We start from the raw sequence: 20,502 nt of genomic DNA, 5'->3' as shown, positions 1-20,502 counted from the left end.
ACCTAATGCGCTGGCGGTTTTAATGAATCCCGTAGGTCCGACGGTAGGCTGCGGGCGTTTCACCCACTGCATTGCGCATGGCGCGCGTCAGTGCAGTCTGGTCGGAAAAACCGGCCCGTAAGGCGATCTCGGCAATTGGCAGGGTGGAATTGCCGAGCAATGCGCAGACCTTGTCCATGCGCAGCCCGGCCAGCCAGCGGTGAGGCGGGAGGCCGAATTCCTCGAGAAACAGCGCATGCAGGCGGCTGTCGCTGATCGTCACGCAGGAGGCGAGCATCTCGATGCTCCAGGGGAAGAACGGTTCCGCCCTGATAAGTGCAACGAGCCTGTGCAGGCGTTGGCGGATGTCGGCTTTCTCATTGGCAAGGCTGTCGACCAGGAGCGGCGCCCACAGGCCGGCAATATCGTCGCGTCGCCCATCTGTTGTGATGACGCCGCGCATATAGGCGATCAATTGCCGTGTATCCTGCGCTATGTCGAGAAACGGCGAGCGGAGGAATTTTTCGAGCGTTTGCTCGGGAAGGGCGCCTTCGTCGATATCGACCACCAGCGAGTGGTTGCTTGCCGTTGCTTCCTGGGTGTGCGGCGTGTCGCGATGGATGAACACGCCGCGTCCGGTCGACAATTCGTCCTGCCGTCCGGCCACATCGATCAGCAGACGCCCGGAGACCGGAAGAACGATCTGGACGAAGCCATGCCGTTCCTTCGGTCTTTCTTCCCTGTAGGTTCTGATATCGGCGGATGCGGCTGTCATGACGCTGTCGTTTCCATTGTGCAAAGAAATGGCCGCCTCGAAAAAGGGGCCAGTTTCATTGTTTGATTATGACATCGTCTTGAAGATTGGGCCAGTCGGCTCTATCGGTCGGCTCTGCGCCGGCAATTAACAGTCTTCCTTGGCGGTCGATTCGCCGCGTTTGCGTTTGCGCAGAACCGGCTTGTTCTCTCTCGCCTCGCATTTCGCGACGTCGATCAGATAGGCAAGCACGGGCATGCCGTTCATCGATGCGAGTTGCTTGGCGGATTCGAGAAGGTTGATGATGTTGGAAAAATCGTCCATCGGCTCACTCAGTGGCTCAAAGCGGTTATATGTCGGGTCTGAACCCAAGGATGAATACGCTGGGTGAAATCGGGAGCTTCCAGCGCCGTTGCATCCAATGGGTGTAATATTAGTCGCAAATAAATAGCAATCCCTGCGACGGGGTTACAATAGTCAATTTTCCGTAACTGTCATGCGCGGCGAAGATATCGCTCCGGGGCGATGACAGAAAAATATCCAGCAGTCAGATGAGGTTTCTGAAATGCCAAACTATCTTCACAGGGTGGAAGATGCTGCTGCGATCATCGCCGGGGCGCGGCGAATCATGGTCGTGGGCTGTTCCGGCGGCGGCAAATCGACGCTTTCGCAGAAGCTCGCGCGCAATTTCGGGCTTCGCTACATCTCCATGGATCGAGATGTTTTCTGGCTGCCTGGCTGGCAGGCGCGCCCGCGCGACGAGCAGCGAGAGAGGATAGCCACCATCATTGCCGGGGAGCGATGGCTGATGGATGGCAGCAATCCATCGTCTTTCGATATAAGGCTGCCGCGATCCCACATCGTTTTGTGGGTGCGCATGCCGCGCTGGCTCTGCCTGTGGGGCGCCGTCAGCCGGGCGATCAAGGGGTATGGCAAGGCCCGCCCGGAAATGGCGGAGGGGTGCCCCGAAAGAATAGACATCGAATTCCTGCGCTATATCTGGAATTTCGAGCGCCGCCATACGCCGATCTTCGAGCAGAATTTCGGGCTTTATGGTCCTGATGTGCCGGTATTCCAGCTGAAAAGCCGAAAACAGTTTCGCCGCCTTCTTGATCTTCTGCGTATCGAGGATTAACTGCCGCTCATGCCACAGTTCGAAACGCATCGCCACGTCAAACACTCGCCCGACCGCATGTACGACCTTGTCGCCGATGTGGAGAAATATCCGCAGTTTCTGCCCCTTTGCGAGGCGCTCACCGTCCGCTCGCGCAAGGAGCGCGATGGCAAGGTGCTGCTGGTGGCGGATATGACGGTGGGCTACAAGGCCATTCGCGAAACCTTCACCACACAGGTGCTGCTGAACCCAGCCGAGCGCGCCATCGACGTGAAATATATCGACGGCCCGTTCAAATATCTCGACAATCGCTGGCGTTTCGAGCCCGCCGACGATGGCGGCTCAGCCATTCATTTCTTCATCGATTACGAATTCAAGAACCGTCTGCTCGGCGCGGTCATGGGGTCGATGTTCGACCGGGCCTTCCGCATGTTCGCAGAAGCCTTCGAAACGCGTGCCGATAAAATCTATACGGACCCGGTTTGATTGAGGGCAATCAGCATCTCTAGCGCTGTCCTCACCGTCGCAAGCCGGATTTCCGTGCGGCCGATCTCGCCATAACGCATTTCCCGATGCAGGATTTTACCGCTGCGCGCTTTCGCTGCCAGATGCACCAGCCCAACCGGCTTGTCGGCGGAACCGCCGCCCGGACCGGCAATGCCGGTTACTGCCACTGCGAAATCCGCCCGTGAACGGAAGAGGGCGCCATGCGCCATCTGCAGCGCCGTCTGCCGGGACACCGCGCCGAAATTTGCCAGCGTCTCGGCGCCAACGCCCAGCATGTCCATCTTGGCTTCATTGGTATAGGTGACAAAACCACGATCGACGACAGCGGAGGAGCCGGCAATCTCCGTCAGTGCACCGGCGATCAGGCCGCCCGTGCAGCTTTCCGCGGTCGAGACCATGAAACCATGCGCGGTGAAATCGACAATGATCTGCCGCGCCAGCTCTTCCATGTCAGCGGTAAAAAGGCTCATAAAGGTCTGCCCCTGTAGACGACAGTAGCGGTGGCGATTGCAGCGATGCCTTCCCGGCGGCCGACGAAACCGATGGTCTCATTGGTCGTCGCCTTCACCGAGCAGCGCTCCAGCGCGATGCCCAGAATCTCCGAGAGTGCTTCGCGCATGGCCTGCCGGTGCGGGCCGATGCGCGGCGCTTCCGCAATCAGCGAGACATCGGCATTCATGATCGTGCCGCCATTGTCGCGAACCACTTTGGCCGCATGTTCGAGGAAGATGCGCGAGGCCGCTCCCTTCCATTGCGGATCGGAAGGCGGGAAGTGATCGCCGATATCGCCAGCACCGCAGGTGGCAAGCAGCGCATCCGTCAGCGCATGCAAAGCCACATCCGCATCCGAATGACCTTTGAGTTTCTGGTCGTGTTCGATGAAGACGCCACACAACGTCACGCCGTCGCCGGCCTCCAGCTGGTGCACGTCGTAACCATTGCCGGTGCGCACGTCCGGCAATCCGTGGGAGAGCTTTTCATCGGCCATGGCGATATCCCGCTTGAGAGTGAGTTTTACATTGTCGACCGAACCCTCGGTCAGCGTCACCGTCAGTCCCGCCCATTCGGCAATCGAAGCATCGTCGGTGAAATCGGATTTTCCGGAGGCGGCAGCGGCGCGGTGCGCGGCGAGAATATCGCCGTAGCCGAAACTCTGTGGCGTCTGCGCGGCATAAAGTCCCTGCCGGGAAACCGTTTCCACGACAAGATCGTCATATCCGCGTTTCAGCGTGTCGGTGACGGGCAGGGCAGGCAGGACGCCGCTGGCACCGGCCCGGTGCAGGGCGATAATGCGTTCCAGCATGTCCACGGCGACGAAAGGCCGCACGGCATCATGGATCATCACATGCGTCAGCTCTTCCGAGGCAAGCGCTTCCAGCCCGGCAAGCACCGATTGCTGGCGTGTCGCACCGCCCGTGACGGTAACGATCCGCTCGCCAGCATCAAGCCGCTGGAGGATCGGCGACAGCAGTGCCGCATCGTCTGCATGACTGACGATCACGATGGGGGAGGCCTGATCCCAGGCATGGAAGGTCGACAATGTATGCTCGATCACGGCCCTGCCGCCGATAGGGCGATATTGTTTCGGCCCTTCTTCGGGAGAGCCCGCTCTTTCTCCGCGTCCGGCGGCGACGATGACGATGCCGAGTTTCATAGTACTTTCCTGCATTGGTCTTATGCTTTGCGCGCAACCCTTAGCGGTTGACAGTCCTGCTCTAGCGTTTCAAAACCCGGATGGCCAGCCCGATAAGACGCGCATTCGCCCCTGCATGTCGCAGGATCGAGGGTCATTGCGCCTTTGAACCTGCACAAATTGCTGCCGACAGCAAAACAGGCAGGCAGTCGCCCAGCAAATAAAAGGTGCAACCCTCTAAAAGTGCTTGGCAACTGCACAAACACTGTCTAAAAATAATGCAAATAACCCTTCTGCATGAAAGATCATCAATTGCATCTTCCGGAGTTGTCAGAACCGTTCAGCATCGGCTCAGTCACGATCCGTAATCGTGCCGTGCTGGCGCCCATGTCGGGCGTGACGGATCTGCCGTTCCGGCAGCTCGCCTGGCGTTATGGCGCGGGCCTTGTCGTTACGGAAATGGTGGCAAGCCGTGAGCTCGTCGCCAACCGGGGCGAATCCTGGGCGCGGCTGAAAAATGCCGGCATGGTGCCGCATATGGTGCAGCTTGCCGGACGCGAGGCGCATTTCATGGCCGAGGCAGCGAAGATCGCGGCCGATAATGGCGCCGGCATCATCGACATCAACATGGGCTGTCCAGCCAAGAAGGTGACGGGTGGTTATTCCGGCTCCGCTTTGATGCGCGATCCCGATCATGCTCTCTCGCTCATCGAGACGACGGTCAATGCAGTCGACGTGCCCGTGACGCTGAAGATGCGGCTCGGCTGGGACGAAAACACCATCAATGCGCCGGAGATCGCCCGCCGTGCCGAAGCCGCTGGCGTTCAGCTCATTACCATTCACGGCCGCACCCGCATGCAGTTTTACGAGGGACGGGCGGACTGGGATGCCATCCGCGCCGTGCGTGAGGTGATTTCCGTGCCGCTGATCGCCAATGGCGACGTTGAAACGGCCGATGATGCGCGCGAAATCCTGCGCCGCTCGGGTGCGGATGCCGTCATGGTCGGGCGCGGCGCGCAGGGGCAACCCTGGCTGCCGGCGGTGCTTGCCGGACATTCAGCGCCGCACCGCGACGATATTCCCGCCATCGCCATCGAACATTACGAGATGATGCTGGAATTTTATGGAAGGGAAGCCGGCCTCCGGCACGCCCGCAAACATCTTGGCTGGTATCTCGACCGTTTTGCGCCGGAGATCGCCACGACTGACAAGGCTGAAATCATGACATCGCGTGACACGGCGGAAGTGGCGGACCTGCTGCGCTCCGCCCTTAGCGAAAATGCGGGCGAAGACGCCGCAAGGAAGGCCGCATGAGCGCTGACAAACACAGCCCGGCAGATGGAAACCCGCTTGCCATGGCGGTTCTGAACGCGGTGCAGAACCCCGTCATTCTGGTGGATGCCGAAGGTTTCATCGCCTTTGCCAACTGGGAAGCCGAAGCCTTTTTCGGGGCGAGCGCCTCCCATCTCGCGCGCTACCGCGTTTCCACCTTCATTCCCTTCGGCAGCCCGTTGCTTGCACTGATCGATCAGGTGCGGGAGCGCCGCGCGCCGGTCAACGAATATCGCGTCGATCTGAGTTCGCCGCGTCTTGGCCAGGACAAGCTGGTCGATCTTTATGTCGCGCCCGTTGTCAGCGAGCCGGGATCGGTGGTCGTCGTCTTCCAGGAAAGGTCGATGGCCGACAAGATCGACCGGCAACTGACGCATCGCGCTGCGGCGCGCTCTGTCACAGGCCTTGCCTCCATGCTCGCCCATGAAATCAAGAATCCGCTGTCCGGCATTCGCGGCGCTGCCCAGCTGCTTGAGACATCGGTTGCCGATGAAGACCGGGCGCTGACGCGGCTGATCTGCGACGAGACCGACCGCATCGTCTCGCTGGTCGACCGCATGGAGGTATTTTCCGACGAGCGGCCGGTGGATCGCGTGCCGGTCAACATCCATTCCGTGCTCGATCATGTGAAGGCCATTGCCAAGGCCGGCTTTGCCCGCAATATCAAGATTTCAGAGAACTACGACCCGTCGCTGCCACCTGTTTATGCCAATCGCGACCAGCTGGTGCAGGTGTTTCTCAATCTGGTGAAGAATGCTGCGGAAGCCGTGGGCAACCAGCCGGATGGCGAGATCATCCTCACCACCGCCTATCGCCCCGGCATGCGGCTTTCGGTCGCCGGCAGCCGCGAGCGCATCTCGCTGCCGCTCGAATTCTGCGTGCATGACAATGGCCCGGGCGTTCCGGCCGATCTTTTGCCGCATCTTTTCGATCCTTTCATCACCACCAAGACGAATGGTTCGGGCCTCGGGCTGGCGCTTGTCGCCAAGCTGATCGGCGCCCATGGCGGCATTGTCGAATGCGACAGCCAGAACCACCGCACGACTTTCCGCGTATTGATGCCCGTCTCGCCGGAAGTGGCGCTCGACGACCGCTCTTTGCCGAACACGACAGGAAATGACCAATGACAGCTACGATCCTCGTCGCCGATGATGATGCCGCAATCCGCACGGTGCTGAACCAGGCGCTGAGCCGCGCCGGCTACGACGTGCGCATCACCTCCAATGCCGCCACGCTCTGGCGCTGGGTTTCGGCGGGTGAGGGCGATCTTGTCGTGACCGATGTCGTGATGCCGGATGAAAACGCCTTCGATCTTCTGCCGCGCATTAAGAAGGCCCGCCCGGACCTGCCGGTTCTTGTCATGAGTGCGCAGAACACCTTCATGACGGCCATCAAGGCCTCGGAAAAAGGCGCTTATGACTACCTGCCGAAGCCCTTCGACCTGACGGAACTGATCGCCATCATCGGCCGCGCCCTGTCGGAACCGAAGCGCAAGCCGGCGAAACTCGATGACGACATGCAGGACGGCATGCCGCTCGTCGGCCGCTCGGCGGCGATGCAGGAAATCTACCGCGTTCTCGCCCGCCTGATGCAGACGGACCTGACGCTGATGATCACCGGTGAATCCGGCACCGGCAAGGAACTGGTGGCGCGCGCGTTGCATGATTACGGCAAGCGCCGCAACGGCCCCTTCGTCGCCATCAACATGGCGGCAATCCCGCGCGACCTGATCGAATCCGAACTCTTCGGCCATGAGAAGGGTGCCTTTACCGGCGCGCAGAACCGCTCCACCGGCCGTTTCGAACAGGCCGAGGGCGGCACGCTGTTCCTCGACGAAATCGGTGACATGCCCATGGATGCCCAGACACGCCTGCTGCGCGTCTTGCAGCAGGGCGAATATACCACGGTGGGCGGTCGCACGCCGATCCGCACCGATGTCCGCATCGTCGCCGCCACCAACAAGGACCTGAAGCAGTCGATCAATCAGGGCCTTTTCCGCGAAGACCTCTATTACCGCCTGAACGTCGTGCCGCTGCGGCTGCCGCCGTTGCGTGACCGCGCCGAGGATATTCCCGATCTGGTGCGCCATTTCATCCAGCAGGGCGAAAAGGAAGGTCTGGAAGGCAAGCGTTTCGAGAGCGAGGCGCTGGAGGTCATGAAGGCCTATGCGTGGCCGGGCAACGTGCGCGAGCTGGAAAACCTGATCCGCCGCCTGATGGCGCTTTATCCGCAGGAAGTCATCACCCGCGAGATCATCGAGCAGGAACTGCAATCGGATGTGCCCGACAGCCCGCTCGACAAGATGGCGGTTCGCACCGGTTCGCTCACCATTTCGCAGGCGGTGGAAGAAAATATGCGGGATTATTTCGCCAGTTTCGGCGATGGCCTGCCGCCGCCCGGCCTTTACGACCGCGTTCTGCGCGAACTCGAATATCCGCTGATTCTCGCGGCTCTGACCGCGACGCGCGGTAACCAGATCAAGGCCGCCGATCTTCTCGGCCTGAACCGCAATACGCTGCGCAAGAAAATCCGCGAGCTTGGCGTTTCCGTTTATCGCAGCTCCCGCCCAACCTGAGAATGTTGACAAGGCCGCATTTGTCGTTGCACTTTCGCCACATTGTGTTGCTTGAAAAACACTAGGAAGGAAGAGATTCGCCGGTCTGAGGCGCGTCTTACCTGACTTCAGAAATGTGGTGCTGGCTGGCCAGCGATTGGGAGTAGTGCATGCGGAAACCCGCCGCCGAAAACGCCGTTGCCGATGAAGCAGCGGGCATGGTGGTTGCCGATCGCAGGATGTCTTTCGCTTTGCCGGGGCTGGTGCTCGCCGGCGTCGCTCTCGTTTGCGCCATCCTCACCCTGTTCGTGCTTCTGGGCGTCACCCCAATCGCGCCGACATCGAACGTCGTCATCGCCTCCGTCGTCATCAATTCGATCTTCGTGATCGGCCTGATCTTCCTCATCGGGCGCGAAATCAACCGGCTGCTGAAGGCGCGTAAAAAGGGCAGGGCGGCGGCGCGTCTGCACGTGCGCATCGTCGTGCTTTTCTCCATCGTGGCGATTACGCCCGCGGTGCTCGTCGCCATCTTCGCCAGTCTGACGCTGAATGTCGGCCTCGACCGCTGGTTTTCGCTGCGCACGCAGTCGATCGTCGATTCATCGAGCAATATCGCCCAGGCCTATATGATGGAGAATGCCGGTTATCTTCAGGGTCAGACCCTGTCGATGGCGACCGACCTCGACCGCAACCGTGCGCTTTTTTATCTGGATCGCACCGGCTTCGTCGATCTGATGACCCGTCAGGCCAAGGGGCGCGGCCTTCTCGGCGCGTTTCTGGTGCAGGAGGACGGCGACGCCGTTGCCCAGGCCGACATCAAAACCGAAAAACCGCTTCCCGCCATCCCGCATGACGCGCTTGAAAAGGCGGCCGCCGGCCAGCCGACGCTGATACCGCCCGGTATCACCAACCTCGTCGGCGCCATTATCAAGCTCGAAGGCATCAGCGGCACCTTCCTTTACACGGTGCGCGCCGTCGATCCCAAGGTAATGAGCGCGATGCGGCTGATGGAAGAGAACCGCGCCGAATACAAGGCGATGGAGGCGGGCCGCGCGCCGCTGCAGATCGCCTTTGCGATCCTCTATCTCGGTTTCGCACTGATCGTGCTTCTCGCCGCCATCTGGACGGCGATTGCGGTGGCCGACCGTATCGTGCGGCCTATCCGTCTTCTCATCAGTGCGGCAGACAGTGTCGCCACCGGCAACATGCATGTGCTGGTTCCCGTCCGCGCGGTCGATGGCGACGTCGGGCGGCTGTCGCGCACCTTCAACAAGATGGTCTCGGAACTGCGCAGCCAGCAGGAACAGATCATTGAGGCCAAGGACGATATCGACGACCGCCGCCGCTTCATCGAGGCCGTGCTGTCAGGTGTCACCGCCGCCGTCATCGGTGTCGATGAGAACCGCAGGATCACCATCGTCAATCCGTCGGGTGAAGAATTCCTGGCGCAGACATCCGAGCAGCTTATCGGCGCGCAACTGTCGGAGATCGCGCCCGAAATCGAACAGGTCGTCAACGAGGCCAATACCTGGTCACGCGGCAATTTCCGCAAGCAGATCAACATCATGCGGCGCGGCAAGGAGCGGACGCTGAATGTGCAGGTGACCCGTGAGGACGCCCGCGACAGCCGTGACAGCTACGTCATCACCCTCGACGACATCACCGATCTCGTCATCGCCCAGCGTTCGACCGCATGGTCGGATGTGGCGCGCCGCATCGCGCATGAGATCAAGAACCCGCTGACGCCGATCCAGCTTTCCGCCGAGCGTATCAAACGCCGTTTCGGCAAGCAGATCGACGAGAGCGACCGCGCCGTCTTCGACCAGTGTACGGACACCATCGTCCGGCAGGTCGGCGATATCGGCCGGATGGTGGATGAATTCTCCGCCTTTGCGCGCATGCCGAAGCCGACGAAGGAAAAGTCGGATCTGCGGGCGATCCTGAAGGATGCGGCGTTCCTGCGCGAGATCAGCGCCGCCGACACGAAGTTCACGACGGAACTGGGTGATATCCCGCTTGAGGGCATGTTCGATGCCCGCATGCTGGGTCAGGCCTTCGGCAACCTCATCAAGAATGCGACGGAAGCCATCGAGGCGGTGGAAGGCGAAAAACGGCCGGGTAAGATTCTGGTGCGCGCCACTTACGACGAAGCCAATTCGCGTTTCGTGGCTGACATCATCGACAATGGCCGCGGCCTTCCCGTCGAGAACCGTCACCGCATTCTCGAACCCTATATGACGATGCGGGACAAGGGCACGGGCCTCGGCCTCGCCATCGTCAAGAAAATCATCGAAGAGCATGGCGGGTATCTGGAACTCCACGATGCCCCGCCGGAGTTCGATCACGGCCACGGCGCCATGATCAGAGTGCTGCTGCCCTATATCGAGGCGGTCGGCGGCGAAAATAACAAGGAAGCAGCATATGGCGTCTGATATTCTGGTCGTGGATGACGAGGCGGACATTCGCGAAATCGTAGCGGGCATTCTGTCCGACGAGGGCCACGAGACCCGCATGGCGTTCGACAGCGACAGCGCGCTGGCCGCCATTTCGGAGCGCGTGCCGCGTCTGATCTTTCTCGACATCTGGATGCAGGGCTCCAAGCTCGACGGTCTGGCGCTGCTGGATGAGATCAAGAGCCGCCACCCCGAAATCCCCGTGGTCATGATTTCCGGTCACGGCAATATCGAAACCGCCGTCAACGCCATAAAGCGCGGCGCTTTCGACTTTATCGAGAAGCCGTTCAAGGCCGACCGGCTCATTCTGATCGCTGAGCGGGCGCTGGAAAACTCCAAGCTGAAGCGCGAGGTTCAGGAGCTCAAGAAGCGTACCGGTGATGCGGTTGAACTCGTCGGCGCGTCGCTTGCGGTGTCGCAGCTTCGTCAGACCATCGACCGGGTTGCGCCCACCAACAGCCGCATCATGATCCTCGGCCCCTCCGGTTCCGGCAAGGAACTTGTGGCGCGCATGGTGCACAAGAAGTCCTCGCGTGCGAGCGGACCTTTCGTGGCGCTCAACGCCGCGACGATCACGCCGGACCGCATGGAAATTGCGCTTTTCGGCACGGAAGGCCTGCCTGGGCAGCCGCGCAAGGTCGGCGCTCTGGAAGAAGCCCATCGCGGCGTGCTTTATCTCGATGAAGTCGGCGAAATGCCGCGCGAGACGCAGAACAAGATACTGCGCGTGCTGGTCGATCAGCAGTTCGAGCGCGTCGGCGGCGGCAAGCGGGTGAAGGTGGATGTGCGCATCATTTCCTCGACCGCCCATCACCTCGAAAGCCTGATCGCCGAAGGCCAGTTCCGTGAAGACCTCTATCATCGCCTCGCCGTCGTGCCGGTGAAGGTGCCGGCGCTCTCCGAACGGCGCGAGGATATTCCTTTCCTCGTCGACATGTTCATGCGCCAAATTTCCGAGCAGGCCGGCATCCGTCCGCGCAAGATCGGCGACGACGCCATGGCCGTTCTCCAGACGCATGACTGGCCGGGCAATATCCGCCAGCTGCGCAACAATATCGAGCGGCTGATGATTCTCGCCCGTCCAGAAGGCGGCGAAGCGCCGATCTCGGCCGACATGCTGCCTTCGGATATTGGCGACATGCTGCCGAAGATTTCGGCGCAGGGCGATCAGCACATCATGACCCTGCCGTTGCGTGAAGCGCGTGAAATGTTCGAGCGGGACTACCTGATGGCGCAGATCAACCGCTTCGGCGGCAATATTTCGCGAACGGCGGAATTTGTCGGCATGGAACGGTCTGCACTGCATCGCAAACTGAAATCTCTCGGCGTATAAGGAAAGAAGGCGCTTCGCCGTAACCGATTATTCCGTCAGAGAGACAGCATGAAAGTCATCATTTGCGGCGCAGGGCAGGTGGGTTACGGCATCGCCGAACAATTGTCGCGGGAGGATAATGAGGTATCGGTCATCGATACCGCCGCACCGCTCATCACCGCCATTACCGAGACGCTTGATGTGCGTGGCTATGTCGGCCATGGCGCGCATCCCGACATGCTCGCCAAGGCTGGCGCCGATCAGGCCGACATGATCATCGCCGTGACCTTGCATGACGAGATCAACATCGTCGCCTGCGAGGTGGCGCATGCCCTGTTCAGCGTGCCGACCAAGATCGCCCGCATCCGCGACCAGAGCTATCTGAAGCCGGAATATGCCGATCTCTTCAGCCGCGAGAACATGTCCATCGACGTGACGATTTCGCCTGAAGTCGAAGTCGGCAAGATGGTGCTCCGGCGCATCGCCTTTCCGGGTGCAACGGATGTGGTGCGTTTCGCCGACGACACGATCTACATGCTGGCCATCGAATGCATGGAGGATTGCCCGGTCATCAACACGCCGCTGCAGCAGCTCTCCAGCCTCTTTCCGGACCTCATCGCCACGGTGGTGGGTGTTTATCGGGATGGTATCCTCAAGGTGGCGCATTCTTCGGAACAGTTGCGGGTGGGCGACCTTGCCTATGTCATCTGCCAGCGCCAGCACGCCCGCCGCACCTTAAGCCTTTTCGGCCATGAGGAGCAGGAAGCGCAGCGCATCGTGATTGCCGGCGCCGGCAATATCGGCCACTTCGTCGCCCGCAAGATCGAGGAAATGCAGCCGAAAACGCGGGTAAAGATCATCGAGGCGGACCGCGACAGGGCGGTTGCCGCGTCCGAACAGCTCAGCAATACCATCGTCATGCACGGTTCGGCGCTCGACCAGAAAATCCTGATGCAGGCGGATATTCAGGATGCCGATCTGATCGTCACGCTCACCAATAACGATCAGACCAATATTCTGGCAGCGGTCATTGCCAAGCAGCTCGGCTGCAAATCGAATCTGGCGCTTTTGAACAGTACGTCGTTCCACGACGTCGCCCGCTCCCTCGGTCTCGATGCCTATATCAACCCCCGGGCCGTAACGATCTCCCGCGTGCTTCAGCACGTGCGCAAGGGCCGCATCCGCTCAGTTTATGCCGTCCAGCGCGGCTCGGCGGAGGTGATCGAGGCGGAAGCGCTGGAGACGTCGCCGCTGGTCGGCCAGTCCTTCCGCGACATCGATATGCCCGACGGTGTGCGCATCGGGGCGATCTATCGCGACGGCGTGGTGATCCGCCCGGACGGCAGCACGAAAATCAAGGCGAAGGACCGGGTCGTGCTGTTTGCATCCGCCGATGCGGTGCGCGACGTGGAACAACTTTTCCGTGTTTCGATACAATATTTTTGACTGTCCCGAATTGAAAATGTGGGTCAATACTCGTACTCATTCGGCTGTTTTGACCGTTGCGGAACGGAACACGATTTGATACCAGAGTTTGAGGTCGGCCAAGCGGGGGACAAGACTCGGCCGGCTTATTATTGATTGATTATTTTCCGGTATCCCTGCCGGCAAAAAAGAAAGAAGCGGCGCCATGGCGGAACGTTCTCAAAACCTTCAGGATCTCTTCCTCAATACCGTTCGTAAGCAAAAGATTTCGCTCACGATTTTCCTGATCAACGGCGTCAAGCTGACGGGCGTTGTCACCTCCTTCGACAATTTCTGCGTGCTTCTGCGCCGTGACGGTCATTCGCAGCTTGTTTACAAGCATGCGATCTCCACCATCATGCCCGGCCAGCCGATGCAGATGTTCGAAAGCGAAGAAGGCGCTGCCTGATCGGGCTCCCTCGACGGATATTCGATATAGACTGACCCGGAGCGGGAACATTTCCCGTGCCGTCAGGTTAATCCCCATGGCCGCCCGCGCGGATGCGGTCGGCCGCAATCCTCTTTCTGGACAAGGCTGAACCCATTTCAACGCGCGACACCTCGAACGAATCGATTATTCCGGAGCAGGAAAAGCGCCGCGACGACATGCGTGCGGTCGTCCTCGTGCCGGTCCTCAAGCAGCGCGAAACCCGCGACGCGGCTGCCGGCCCGGCTGCTCCCGGCCGTTCGGTCGAAGCCAAACTTGAGGAAGCAAAGGGGCTGGCGCTCGCCATCGATCTGGAAGTGACGCAGGGTCTCATCGTTCCGGTGAACCAGCCGCGCCCGGCCACGCTGTTCGGAACCGGCAAGATCGAAGAAATCGGCCATCTTCTCGACGAGACCGATTCCGGCCTGGTGATCGTCGATCATCCGCTGACCCCGGTGCAGCAGCGCAATCTCGAAAAGCAGTGGAATTGCAAGGTCATCGACCGCACGGGCCTGATTCTCGAAATCTTCGGCCGCCGCGCCTCCACAAAGGAAGGCACGCTGCAGGTCGATCTTGCGCATCTGAACTACCAGAAGGGCCGCCTCGTCCGAAGCTGGACCCACCTTGAACGCCAGCGCGGCGGTGCGGGCTTCATGGGCGGCCCGGGTGAAACCCAGATCGAAGCCGACCGCCGGCTTTTGCAGGAACGCATCGTCAAGCTGGAGCGCGAGCTGGAGCAGGTGGTGCGCACCCGCCAGCTTCACCGCGCCAAGCGCCGCAAGGTGCCGCATCCGATCGTCGCTCTCGTCGGTTACACCAATGCCGGCAAATCGACGCTGTTCAACCGCATCACCGGCGCCGGCGTTCTGGCGGAGGATATGCTGTTCGCCACGCTCGACCCGACCTTGCGCCGCATGAAGCTGCCGCATGGCCGCACCGTCATCCTGTCCGATACGGTGGGTTTCATTTCCGATCTTCCGACGCATCTGGTCGCCGCTTTCCGTGCCACTCTGGAAGAGGTGCTGGAAGCCGATCTCGTTCTGCATGTGCGCGACATGTCCGATCCGGACAATGCCGCCCAGTCTGCGGATGTGCTGCGTATTCTCGGCGACCTCGGCATTGACGAGAAGGAAGCGGAAAAGCGCATCATCGAGGTCTGGAACAAGGTCGACCGTCTCGAGCCGGAAGCGCATGACGCCATCATGCAGCGCGCCGAAGGTCGTTCGGATATCCGCGCTGTTTCGGCCATTACGGGCGAGGGCGTCGATGCCCTGATGGACGAGATTTCAAAGCGCCTTTCCGGTGTGCTGACGGAGACGACCGTGTTGCTTTCCGTCGAACAATTGCCGCTCATCTCCTGGATTTACAATAATTCCATCGTCGACGGTCGCGAAGACCATGAGGACGGATCGGTCGCGCTCGATGTGCGCCTTTCGGAAGCGCAAGCGGCCGAACTGGAACGGAAGCTTGGTAAAGTGACTGTCCGCGAACGGGAAGACTGGGAGCGCTGAGCGCTCCTTGCATTGTCCCAAACTCTCTCCGTCATTCCGGCCTTGAGCCGGAATCCAGCCACGGCGCGTCTGCGCCGTGAGAAGAGTCTTTTGCGATCAAAGACTTGATCGCGCTGGACCCCGGACTAAATCCGGGGTGACGGTTGCGGATGCTGCGCTGCTGCCAGATGCATTCGGCAGTCATAATGGAAGTGCTGTGCCTTACCGGATTCACCGCATATCCCTGCGATCAGGACGAAACCGTATCAAGCGAACGTTCGATGCGTTTCGCCGCCTGCCAGAGATCTTCCATTCTCTCGAGGCTCGCCTCTTCCAACGTTTCGCCATTTTGGGTGAGCGACGTTTCGATGTGATTGAAACGCCTGCGGAATTTCGTATTCGTACCGCGCAGCGCATCTTCCGGATCGGCTTTGACATGCCTGCCGATATTGACGAGCGCAAAAATGAGATCGCCGAGTTCGTCCGACACCTTCTCCGGTTTTCCCTCCGCCAGCGCCTCACGCAATTCAGCGATTTCCTCCTCAATCTTGTCGAGAATGGGAGCGGGGTTCGACCAGTCGAAACCGGCACGCGCTGCCTGTTCCTGCAGCTTCAGGGCCTCGGTCAGCGCCGGCTGGCTGCGCTGTACGCCGCCCAGAAAACCTGCTTTGAAATCCTCGGTGATGCCGCGTCGCGCGCGTCGCTCTGCACGCTCGCGTTTTTCTTCCGCCTTGATACGGTCCCATTGCAGTTTGACGCCGTCCGGCGTGTCGGCGTCAGATACGGCGAAGACATGGGGATGACGGCGGATCATCTTCGAGGTCACGGCATGCACCACATCGCCAAAGGCGAATTCGCCCATCTCTTCCGCGATGCGGGCATGGAAAACCACCTGTAGCAGAAGGTCGCCCAGCTCCTCGCAAAGATCGTCCATATCCTTTCGCTCGATGGCGTCGGCGACTTCATAAGCCTCTTCAATGGTATAGGGCTTGATCGTCTCGAAAGTCTGCACGACATCCCAAGGGCAACCGGTTTCCGGCTGCCGCAGGGCTTCCATGATCTCGATCAGGCGGAAAATATCCTTCGAGGCTTCCATAGTGTCTCAAACCTTCGTTCTTTGTTTCCGCGCATCGCCGGGACGTAAAACCGTCACGCACGTCCTGCGGAAATGCTCTAGTTCAATGGAATATCGTTGCCGCTCTTGGACGACTGGTAGCTGGTGGAAAGATCGTCATAAGCGGCCTTGATGCGGGCCGTCTGCGCCTTCAACGTGGTCTTCAGCGGGTCCTCTTCACCCTCCACCAGATCGGCGATGAAATACGAATTCCAGAAGGCATTGTTACGGCGATAGCCGCCCGGTTCCAGCCCGAAAACTTCCTTGAGGATTTTCAGGTCGTGAGGGATCGCGAAAGCGTCGCGGGAATCCTCGTGGCTGAAGAAGGAGTAGAAATTATCGAAGCCGGCCCAGGTGATGGCGGACATGCACATGGTGCAGGGTTCGTGGGTGGAGAGAAAAATCAGCTCCTTCGTGTTGGGCTTTTCCCCCAGCTCGTAAAACCGCTTCAGCGTGTGCACTTCACCATGCCAGAGCGGATTTTCAAGCTCGTTATTGGTCTCGGCGATCACCAGCGACAGGTCCGATTTGCGCAGGATCGCCGCACCGAAAACCTTGTTGCCAAGGCTGACGCCACGCGCCGTCAAGGGCAGGATATCGTGTTCGATGACATCGAGAAGGCGGGCGGCGAGGGTGGAGCTGGTCAAGGGTCTTATCCTTCGTGCCGCTTTAAGGAAAAGCGGTCTTCGCATGGGGAAATCGACAGTCGATTGTCGCTCCTTGTTCGGCGCGGGGACCCGCTTTGTCAAGGGATTGCGAGGGGATTCTCAGGGCTTGCGCGGGTGTGGAAAAGCATCACCGGTTTGTTTTCCTCCAAAACCGGGGTCTTCGAGAAATAAAAATCCAGGTGCCGGAAAGGCTTGAATTTCTGTTTCTTCAATCTTGCACTGCAATGCGGGATATATGTCCAATGCACAACGAACATGATTTTTCCGCTGCTGGCGACCGCCTTTCAACCTTCCCCGCTTTCTTCCGGGTCGAGGGGCGGCAGGTCGTTGTTTTCGGTAATGGCGATGAAGCCTTCGCGAAGGTAAGGCTTCTCGCCAATACCAACGCGCACATCATTGCCTATGCCGACCAGCCGGAAGCCGATTTTGCCCGTTATATCAGCGAAAATGGCATCGATCATCGGGCTTTGGCTTTCGCCGGTGCGTTGATCGAAGATGCCACGCTGGTCTTCGCTGCTACCGGTGATGAGGCGCTGGACCGTGAGATCGTCACCGTCGCGCGCGCCGCGAAAATCCCCGCCAATGCGGTGGATCAGCCGGAATTCTGCGATTTCTTCACCCCCGCGCTCGTCGCCCGCGCGCCCATCGCCGTGGCTATCGGCACGGAAGGGGCAGGGCCGGTTCTTGCCCAGATGATCCGCGCCCGCATCGATCAGATGCTGTCGCCGTCACTTGGCAAACTTGCGCGGCTTGCCGTGCAGTATCGCGATGCGGCCGAGGAGAGCGTGCCGAAGGGCGCCTTGCGGCGCAATTTCTGGCGGCGGTTCTTTTCAGGTGCGGTGGCGGATGCCGTTGCCGTTGGCGACACGCTCTCCGCCCGTCAGGCCGTCGACCGCCTGCTGCAATCGCCCGAACGCAGTGAAGGCCGTATCTGGCTTGTCGGAGCGGGACCGGGCGCTGAAGATCTGCTTACGCTGCGCGCGCAGCGCGTATTGATGGAAGCGGATGTGATCGTTTACGACGCGCTTGTGCCGCAGGCGATTGTCGATATGGGCCGCCGCGATGCGGAGCGGCTCTCCGTTGGCAAGCGCAAGGGCTGCCACAGCAAGTCGCAGGACGAGATCAACCGCCTGCTGGTGCGCCTCGGCAAAGATGGCAAGCGTGTCGTGCGCCTCAAATCCGGCGATCCGCTGGTCTATGGCCGGGCGGGCGAAGAAATGGCGGCGCTGCGCGAGGCGGGTATTGCCTATGAGATCGTGCCCGGCATCACGTCGGCCTTCGCCGCCGCTGCGGATTTCGAATTGCCGCTGACGCTGCGCGGTGTCGCTTCATCGCTGATTTTCACCACCGGCCACGATCTGGCCGGCGATGTCCTGCCCGATTGGGCCCGGCTTGCCGTTTCCGGCGCCACTATCGCCGTCTATATGGGCCGCAGTGTTGCTGCTTCGGTCGCGAAGCGGCTCATCGACGCCGGGTTGGGTGTGGAAACCACGGTTGCCGTCATCGAAAACGCCAGCCGCGCGGATCGCCGCCTGCTGCATGGCACACTGAACGATCTGCCCGAGCTCGAACATCGCGATGAACTGACCGGCCCGGTCATGGTCATCATCGGCGATGCTGTGGCGGGCGCCAATTTTGACAGGTCCGAGGCGCTTGCATCGTCAGTGCGGCCGGCGGATTTCAAACGGGAGTATGTAAATGGCTGACAAGGTTTTGACCGCCAACCGCCTGAGCGATGGCATCGCTGTCTGGCTCGATGCCAACGGGGAGTGGACGGAGAACCTGCAGGGCGCAATCGTTGCCCGCCATGCGGAGGCCGTCGCCTCGTTCGAGGAAATCGGCAAGCGGGATTTTTCCGCCAACAAGGTCGTCGATGTGGCCGTCATCGATGTCATCGAGGAGAACGGCAAGCTTTGGCCGACTCGTCTTCGCGAACGCATTCGCGCCGCCGGCCCCACCGTGCACTATGCCACCGGCTTCAAGCCGGCCGATGCAGCATTCATCGCAGTCTGAGGAAGAATATGTACCGTTACGACGAGTTCGATCACGCATTTGTTGAAGGCCGCGTGGCACAGTTTCGCGATCAGGTCGAGCGCAGGCTGTCCGGCGAACTGGCCGAGGACGCGTTCAAGCCGCTGCGCCTGATGAACGGCGTCTACCTCCAGCTGCACGCCTATATGCTGCGTGTCGCCATTCCCTACGGTACGCTGAATTCGAAGCAGATGCGGATGCTGGCTCACATCGCCCGCAAATATGACCGGGGTTATGGCCACTTCACCACCCGCCAGAACATCCAGTACAACTGGCCGCGTCTTTCCGACACGCCGGATATCCTCTCCGAACTGGCGAGCGTGGAAATGCACGCGCTTCAAACGTCCGGCAACTGCATTCGCAACGTCACCGCCGATCATTTCGCCGGCGCGGCCGCCGATGAGGTCGCCGATCCGCGTCCCTATGCGGAAATTCTGCGTCAGTGGTCTTCCGTACACCCGGAATTCTCCTTCCTGCCGCGCAAGTTCAAGATCGCCGTCACCGGCGCCGAGCGCGACCGTGCCGCCATTCAGGTGCACGATATTGGCCTGCATCTGAAAAAGAACGACAAGGGTGAGATCGGGTTCGCCGTCTATGTCGGCGGCGGGCAGGGCCGCACGCCGATGATCGCCAAGAAAATCCGCGACTTCCTGCCGGAAGAGGACCTCTTGTCCTACACGACGGCGATCATGCGCGTTTATAACCTGCACGGCCGTCGCGACAACAAATACAAGGCGCGCATCAAGATCCTCGTGCATGAGACCGGTGCGGAAGAACTGGCCCGCCAGGTCGAGGTCGAATTCGCTGAACTCAAGAACACCGAGTTGAAGCTTCCGGATGCCGATATTGTGGCAATCACCGCTTACTTCGCGCCGCCGGCGCTGAAAGACCGGCCGGAAGGCTGGGAAAGCCTGGCGCGCTGGAAGCGGGCCGATGAAGGCTTTGCCCGTTTTGTCGAGCAGAACGTCGCACCGCACAAGCATCCCGACTACGGCATGGTGACGATTTCGCTGAAGCCGATCGGTGGTATTCCGGGCGATGCGACGGACGAGCAGATGGAACTCGTCGCCGATATCGCCGCGGAATATGCCTTCGACGAAATCCGCATCAGCCATGAGCAGAACATCATCCTGCCGCATGTGGCGCTAGCCGATCTCGAGCCGGTTTATCGCGCGCTGGTAGGCGCTGGCCTTGCGACCGCCAATGCCGGGCTGATCACCGATATCATTGCCTGTCCCGGGCTGGACTATTGCGCGCTCGCCAATGCGCGCTCCATTCCTGTGGCGCAGGAAATTTCCACCCGCTTCGGTTCGCCCGAGCGTCAGGCGGAAATCGGTGAGTTGAAGATCAAGATTTCCGGCTGCATCAATGCCTGCGGCCACCACCATGTTGGCCATATCGGCCTGCTGGGTGTGGAAAAGAAGGGCGCGGAACTCTACCAGATCACGCTCGGCGGATCCGGCGATGAGAACACCTCGATCGGTGAAATCATCGGCCGTGGCTTCGAGCCGGAAAAAGTCACCGACGCCATCGAAACCATCGTCGACACCTATCTCGGGCTTCGCCTTTCGAAGGAAGAAATTTTCCTCGAAGCCTATCGCCGTGTTGGACCGCAGCCGTTCAAGGACGCGCTCTACGGTTCCGCTGCAGAAGCCGCCTGAGGAGAATGC

19 protein-coding genes are annotated in these 20,502 nt (G+C 60.3%); 13 read left to right on the top strand and 6 right to left on the bottom strand.

Annotation, left to right across the window (positions count from 1 at the left end; genetic code table 11):
* Positions 1 to 19: 19 nt before the first annotated feature.
* The gene (locus EM858_RS05210) at positions 20 to 754 is read right to left on the bottom strand and encodes an AraC family transcriptional regulator (RefSeq protein ID WP_127756078.1); all 735 of its coding nucleotides are present in this window, start codon (positions 752 to 754) and stop codon (positions 20 to 22) included.
* A gap of 126 nt (positions 755 to 880) precedes the next feature.
* The gene (locus EM858_RS27075) at positions 881 to 1,057 is read right to left on the bottom strand and encodes a hypothetical protein (protein WP_003496171.1); all 177 of its coding nucleotides are present in this window, start codon (positions 1,055 to 1,057) and stop codon (positions 881 to 883) included.
* 241 nt (positions 1,058 to 1,298) lie between these two features.
* Between EM858_RS27075 and EM858_RS05200 the strand changes: the two genes are divergently transcribed.
* Both EM858_RS05200 and EM858_RS05195 read left to right on the top strand, forming a co-directional pair.
* On the top strand, positions 1,299 to 1,868 hold the full coding sequence (locus EM858_RS05200; RefSeq protein WP_127756077.1) for an AAA family ATPase: 570 nt from the start codon (positions 1,299 to 1,301) through the stop codon (positions 1,866 to 1,868).
* A 9-nt stretch (positions 1,869 to 1,877) separates the two neighbouring features.
* Positions 1,878 to 2,333, top strand: coding sequence for a type II toxin-antitoxin system RatA family toxin (locus tag EM858_RS05195; RefSeq protein ID WP_080817102.1), 456 nt, complete (start codon positions 1,878 to 1,880; stop codon positions 2,331 to 2,333).
* Here the strand turns inward: EM858_RS05195 and EM858_RS05190 are convergent.
* Positions 2,315 to 2,824 (bottom strand): CinA family protein, encoded by a 510-nt coding sequence (locus EM858_RS05190; RefSeq protein ID WP_127756076.1) that lies wholly within the window; start codon positions 2,822 to 2,824, stop codon positions 2,315 to 2,317. The two genes, EM858_RS05195 and EM858_RS05190, sit on opposite strands and share 19 nt — an antisense overlap.
* On the bottom strand, positions 2,821 to 4,008 hold the full coding sequence (locus tag EM858_RS05185; RefSeq protein ID WP_127756075.1) for a bifunctional 2-C-methyl-D-erythritol 4-phosphate cytidylyltransferase/2-C-methyl-D-erythritol 2,4-cyclodiphosphate synthase: 1,188 nt from the start codon (positions 4,006 to 4,008) through the stop codon (positions 2,821 to 2,823). Before EM858_RS05185 ends, EM858_RS05190 begins: the two co-directional genes overlap by 4 nt.
* 276 nt (positions 4,009 to 4,284) lie before the next feature.
* Here EM858_RS05185 and dusB point away from each other — a divergent pair, with 276 nt between their 5' ends.
* The 8 genes from dusB (at position 4,285) to hflX (ending at position 15,040) form a co-directional block, all read left to right on the top strand.
* On the top strand, positions 4,285 to 5,301 hold the full coding sequence (gene dusB / locus EM858_RS05180; protein WP_127756074.1) for a tRNA dihydrouridine synthase DusB: 1,017 nt from the start codon (positions 4,285 to 4,287) through the stop codon (positions 5,299 to 5,301).
* Positions 5,298 to 6,446, top strand: coding sequence for a nitrogen regulation protein NR(II) (locus tag EM858_RS05175; protein WP_127756073.1), 1,149 nt, complete (start codon positions 5,298 to 5,300; stop codon positions 6,444 to 6,446). Before dusB ends, EM858_RS05175 begins: the two co-directional genes overlap by 4 nt.
* Positions 6,443 to 7,894 carry a nitrogen regulation protein NR(I) gene (ntrC, locus tag EM858_RS05170; RefSeq protein ID WP_003521350.1) on the top strand — a complete coding sequence of 484 codons (1,452 nt, stop codon included), beginning with the start codon at positions 6,443 to 6,445 and terminating at the stop codon, positions 7,892 to 7,894. Before EM858_RS05175 ends, ntrC begins: the two co-directional genes overlap by 4 nt.
* Positions 7,895 to 8,043: 149 nt before the next feature.
* Positions 8,044 to 10,305: a PAS domain-containing sensor histidine kinase gene (locus EM858_RS05165; RefSeq protein ID WP_127756072.1), complete on the top strand. Its 2,262-nt coding sequence runs from the start codon at positions 8,044 to 8,046 to the stop codon at positions 10,303 to 10,305.
* Positions 10,295 to 11,659, top strand: a complete 1,365-nt coding sequence (locus tag EM858_RS05160; protein ID WP_003521348.1) for a sigma-54 dependent transcriptional regulator — start codon at positions 10,295 to 10,297, stop codon at positions 11,657 to 11,659. Before EM858_RS05165 ends, EM858_RS05160 begins: the two co-directional genes overlap by 11 nt.
* 48 nt (positions 11,660 to 11,707) lie before the next feature.
* A complete protein-coding gene (gene trkA / locus EM858_RS05155) occupies positions 11,708 to 13,084 on the top strand; it encodes a Trk system potassium transporter TrkA (RefSeq protein WP_127756071.1) in 1,377 nt (458 codons plus the stop codon).
* A gap of 184 nt (positions 13,085 to 13,268) precedes the next feature.
* Positions 13,269 to 13,511 carry an RNA chaperone Hfq gene (gene hfq, locus EM858_RS05150; RefSeq protein ID WP_003496145.1) on the top strand — a complete coding sequence of 81 codons (243 nt, stop codon included), beginning with the start codon at positions 13,269 to 13,271 and terminating at the stop codon, positions 13,509 to 13,511.
* Positions 13,512 to 13,603: 92 nt separating this feature from the next.
* On the top strand, positions 13,604 to 15,040 hold the full coding sequence (hflX, locus tag EM858_RS05145) for a GTPase HflX (RefSeq protein ID WP_175421975.1): 1,437 nt from the start codon (positions 13,604 to 13,606) through the stop codon (positions 15,038 to 15,040).
* A 229-nt stretch (positions 15,041 to 15,269) separates the two neighbouring features.
* On the opposite strand, the gene mazG is transcribed toward hflX, so the two are convergent.
* Both mazG and EM858_RS05135 read right to left on the bottom strand, forming a co-directional pair.
* Positions 15,270 to 16,115, bottom strand: a complete 846-nt coding sequence (gene mazG / locus EM858_RS05140) for a nucleoside triphosphate pyrophosphohydrolase (RefSeq protein WP_127756070.1) — start codon at positions 16,113 to 16,115, stop codon at positions 15,270 to 15,272.
* Between the two features lie 77 nt (positions 16,116 to 16,192).
* Positions 16,193 to 16,780: a nucleoside deaminase gene (locus EM858_RS05135; RefSeq protein WP_003521343.1), complete on the bottom strand. Its 588-nt coding sequence runs from the start codon at positions 16,778 to 16,780 to the stop codon at positions 16,193 to 16,195.
* Between the two features lie 263 nt (positions 16,781 to 17,043).
* On the opposite strand from EM858_RS05135, the gene cysG reads away from it, so the two are divergent.
* From cysG to EM858_RS05115, 3 genes are read left to right on the top strand one after another with little or no spacing between them, the layout of a single operon-like run.
* Positions 17,044 to 18,507 (top strand): siroheme synthase CysG, encoded by a 1,464-nt coding sequence (gene cysG / locus EM858_RS05125; protein WP_127756068.1) that lies wholly within the window; start codon positions 17,044 to 17,046, stop codon positions 18,505 to 18,507.
* Positions 18,500 to 18,814, top strand: a complete 315-nt coding sequence (locus tag EM858_RS05120; RefSeq protein ID WP_003521341.1) for a DUF2849 domain-containing protein — start codon at positions 18,500 to 18,502, stop codon at positions 18,812 to 18,814. The genes cysG and EM858_RS05120 overlap by 8 nt, the downstream gene beginning before the upstream one ends.
* A gap of 8 nt (positions 18,815 to 18,822) precedes the next feature.
* Entirely contained in the window at positions 18,823 to 20,493 is a 1,671-nt protein-coding gene (locus tag EM858_RS05115) for a nitrite/sulfite reductase (protein WP_127756067.1), read from the top strand.
* Positions 20,494 to 20,502: the final 9 nt, after the last annotated feature.

The organism is Agrobacterium sp. CNPSo 2736 (assembly GCF_004005385.1).
In the GTDB taxonomy this organism is placed as follows: Bacteria; Pseudomonadota; Alphaproteobacteria; order Rhizobiales; family Rhizobiaceae; genus Agrobacterium; species Agrobacterium leguminum.
This window is presented reverse-complemented; position numbering and strand designations above follow the sequence as displayed.

Excerpts from the sequence above, each read along its gene's own strand:
- EM858_RS05190 (WP_127756076.1), bottom strand. The coding sequence starts at position 2,824 with ATGAGCCTTTTTACCGCTGACATGGAAGAGCTGGCGCGGCAGATCATT.
- mazG (WP_127756070.1), bottom strand. The coding sequence starts at position 16,115 with ATGGAAGCCTCGAAGGATATTTTCCGCCTGATCGAGATCATGGAAGCC.
- trkA (WP_127756071.1), top strand. The coding sequence starts at position 11,708 with ATGAAAGTCATCATTTGCGGCGCAGGGCAGGTGGGTTACGGCATCGCC.
- EM858_RS05120 (WP_003521341.1), top strand. The coding sequence starts at position 18,500 with ATGGCTGACAAGGTTTTGACCGCCAACCGCCTGAGCGATGGCATCGCT.
- EM858_RS05195 (WP_080817102.1), top strand. The coding sequence starts at position 1,878 with ATGCCACAGTTCGAAACGCATCGCCACGTCAAACACTCGCCCGACCGC.
- EM858_RS05160 (WP_003521348.1), top strand. The coding sequence starts at position 10,295 with ATGGCGTCTGATATTCTGGTCGTGGATGACGAGGCGGACATTCGCGAA.
- EM858_RS05165 (WP_127756072.1), top strand. The coding sequence starts at position 8,044 with ATGCGGAAACCCGCCGCCGAAAACGCCGTTGCCGATGAAGCAGCGGGC.
- ntrC (WP_003521350.1), top strand. The coding sequence starts at position 6,443 with ATGACAGCTACGATCCTCGTCGCCGATGATGATGCCGCAATCCGCACG.
- hflX (WP_175421975.1), top strand. The coding sequence starts at position 13,604 with ATGCGGTCGGCCGCAATCCTCTTTCTGGACAAGGCTGAACCCATTTCA.
- EM858_RS05210 (WP_127756078.1), bottom strand. The coding sequence starts at position 754 with ATGACAGCCGCATCCGCCGATATCAGAACCTACAGGGAAGAAAGACCG.
- EM858_RS05185 (WP_127756075.1), bottom strand. The coding sequence starts at position 4,008 with ATGAAACTCGGCATCGTCATCGTCGCCGCCGGACGCGGAGAAAGAGCG.
- hfq (WP_003496145.1), top strand. The coding sequence starts at position 13,269 with ATGGCGGAACGTTCTCAAAACCTTCAGGATCTCTTCCTCAATACCGTT.
- EM858_RS05115 (WP_127756067.1), top strand. The coding sequence starts at position 18,823 with ATGTACCGTTACGACGAGTTCGATCACGCATTTGTTGAAGGCCGCGTG.
- dusB (WP_127756074.1), top strand. The coding sequence starts at position 4,285 with ATGAAAGATCATCAATTGCATCTTCCGGAGTTGTCAGAACCGTTCAGC.
- EM858_RS05175 (WP_127756073.1), top strand. The coding sequence starts at position 5,298 with ATGAGCGCTGACAAACACAGCCCGGCAGATGGAAACCCGCTTGCCATG.
- EM858_RS27075 (WP_003496171.1), bottom strand. The coding sequence starts at position 1,057 with ATGGACGATTTTTCCAACATCATCAACCTTCTCGAATCCGCCAAGCAA.
- EM858_RS05200 (WP_127756077.1), top strand. The coding sequence starts at position 1,299 with ATGCCAAACTATCTTCACAGGGTGGAAGATGCTGCTGCGATCATCGCC.
- cysG (WP_127756068.1), top strand. The coding sequence starts at position 17,044 with ATGCACAACGAACATGATTTTTCCGCTGCTGGCGACCGCCTTTCAACC.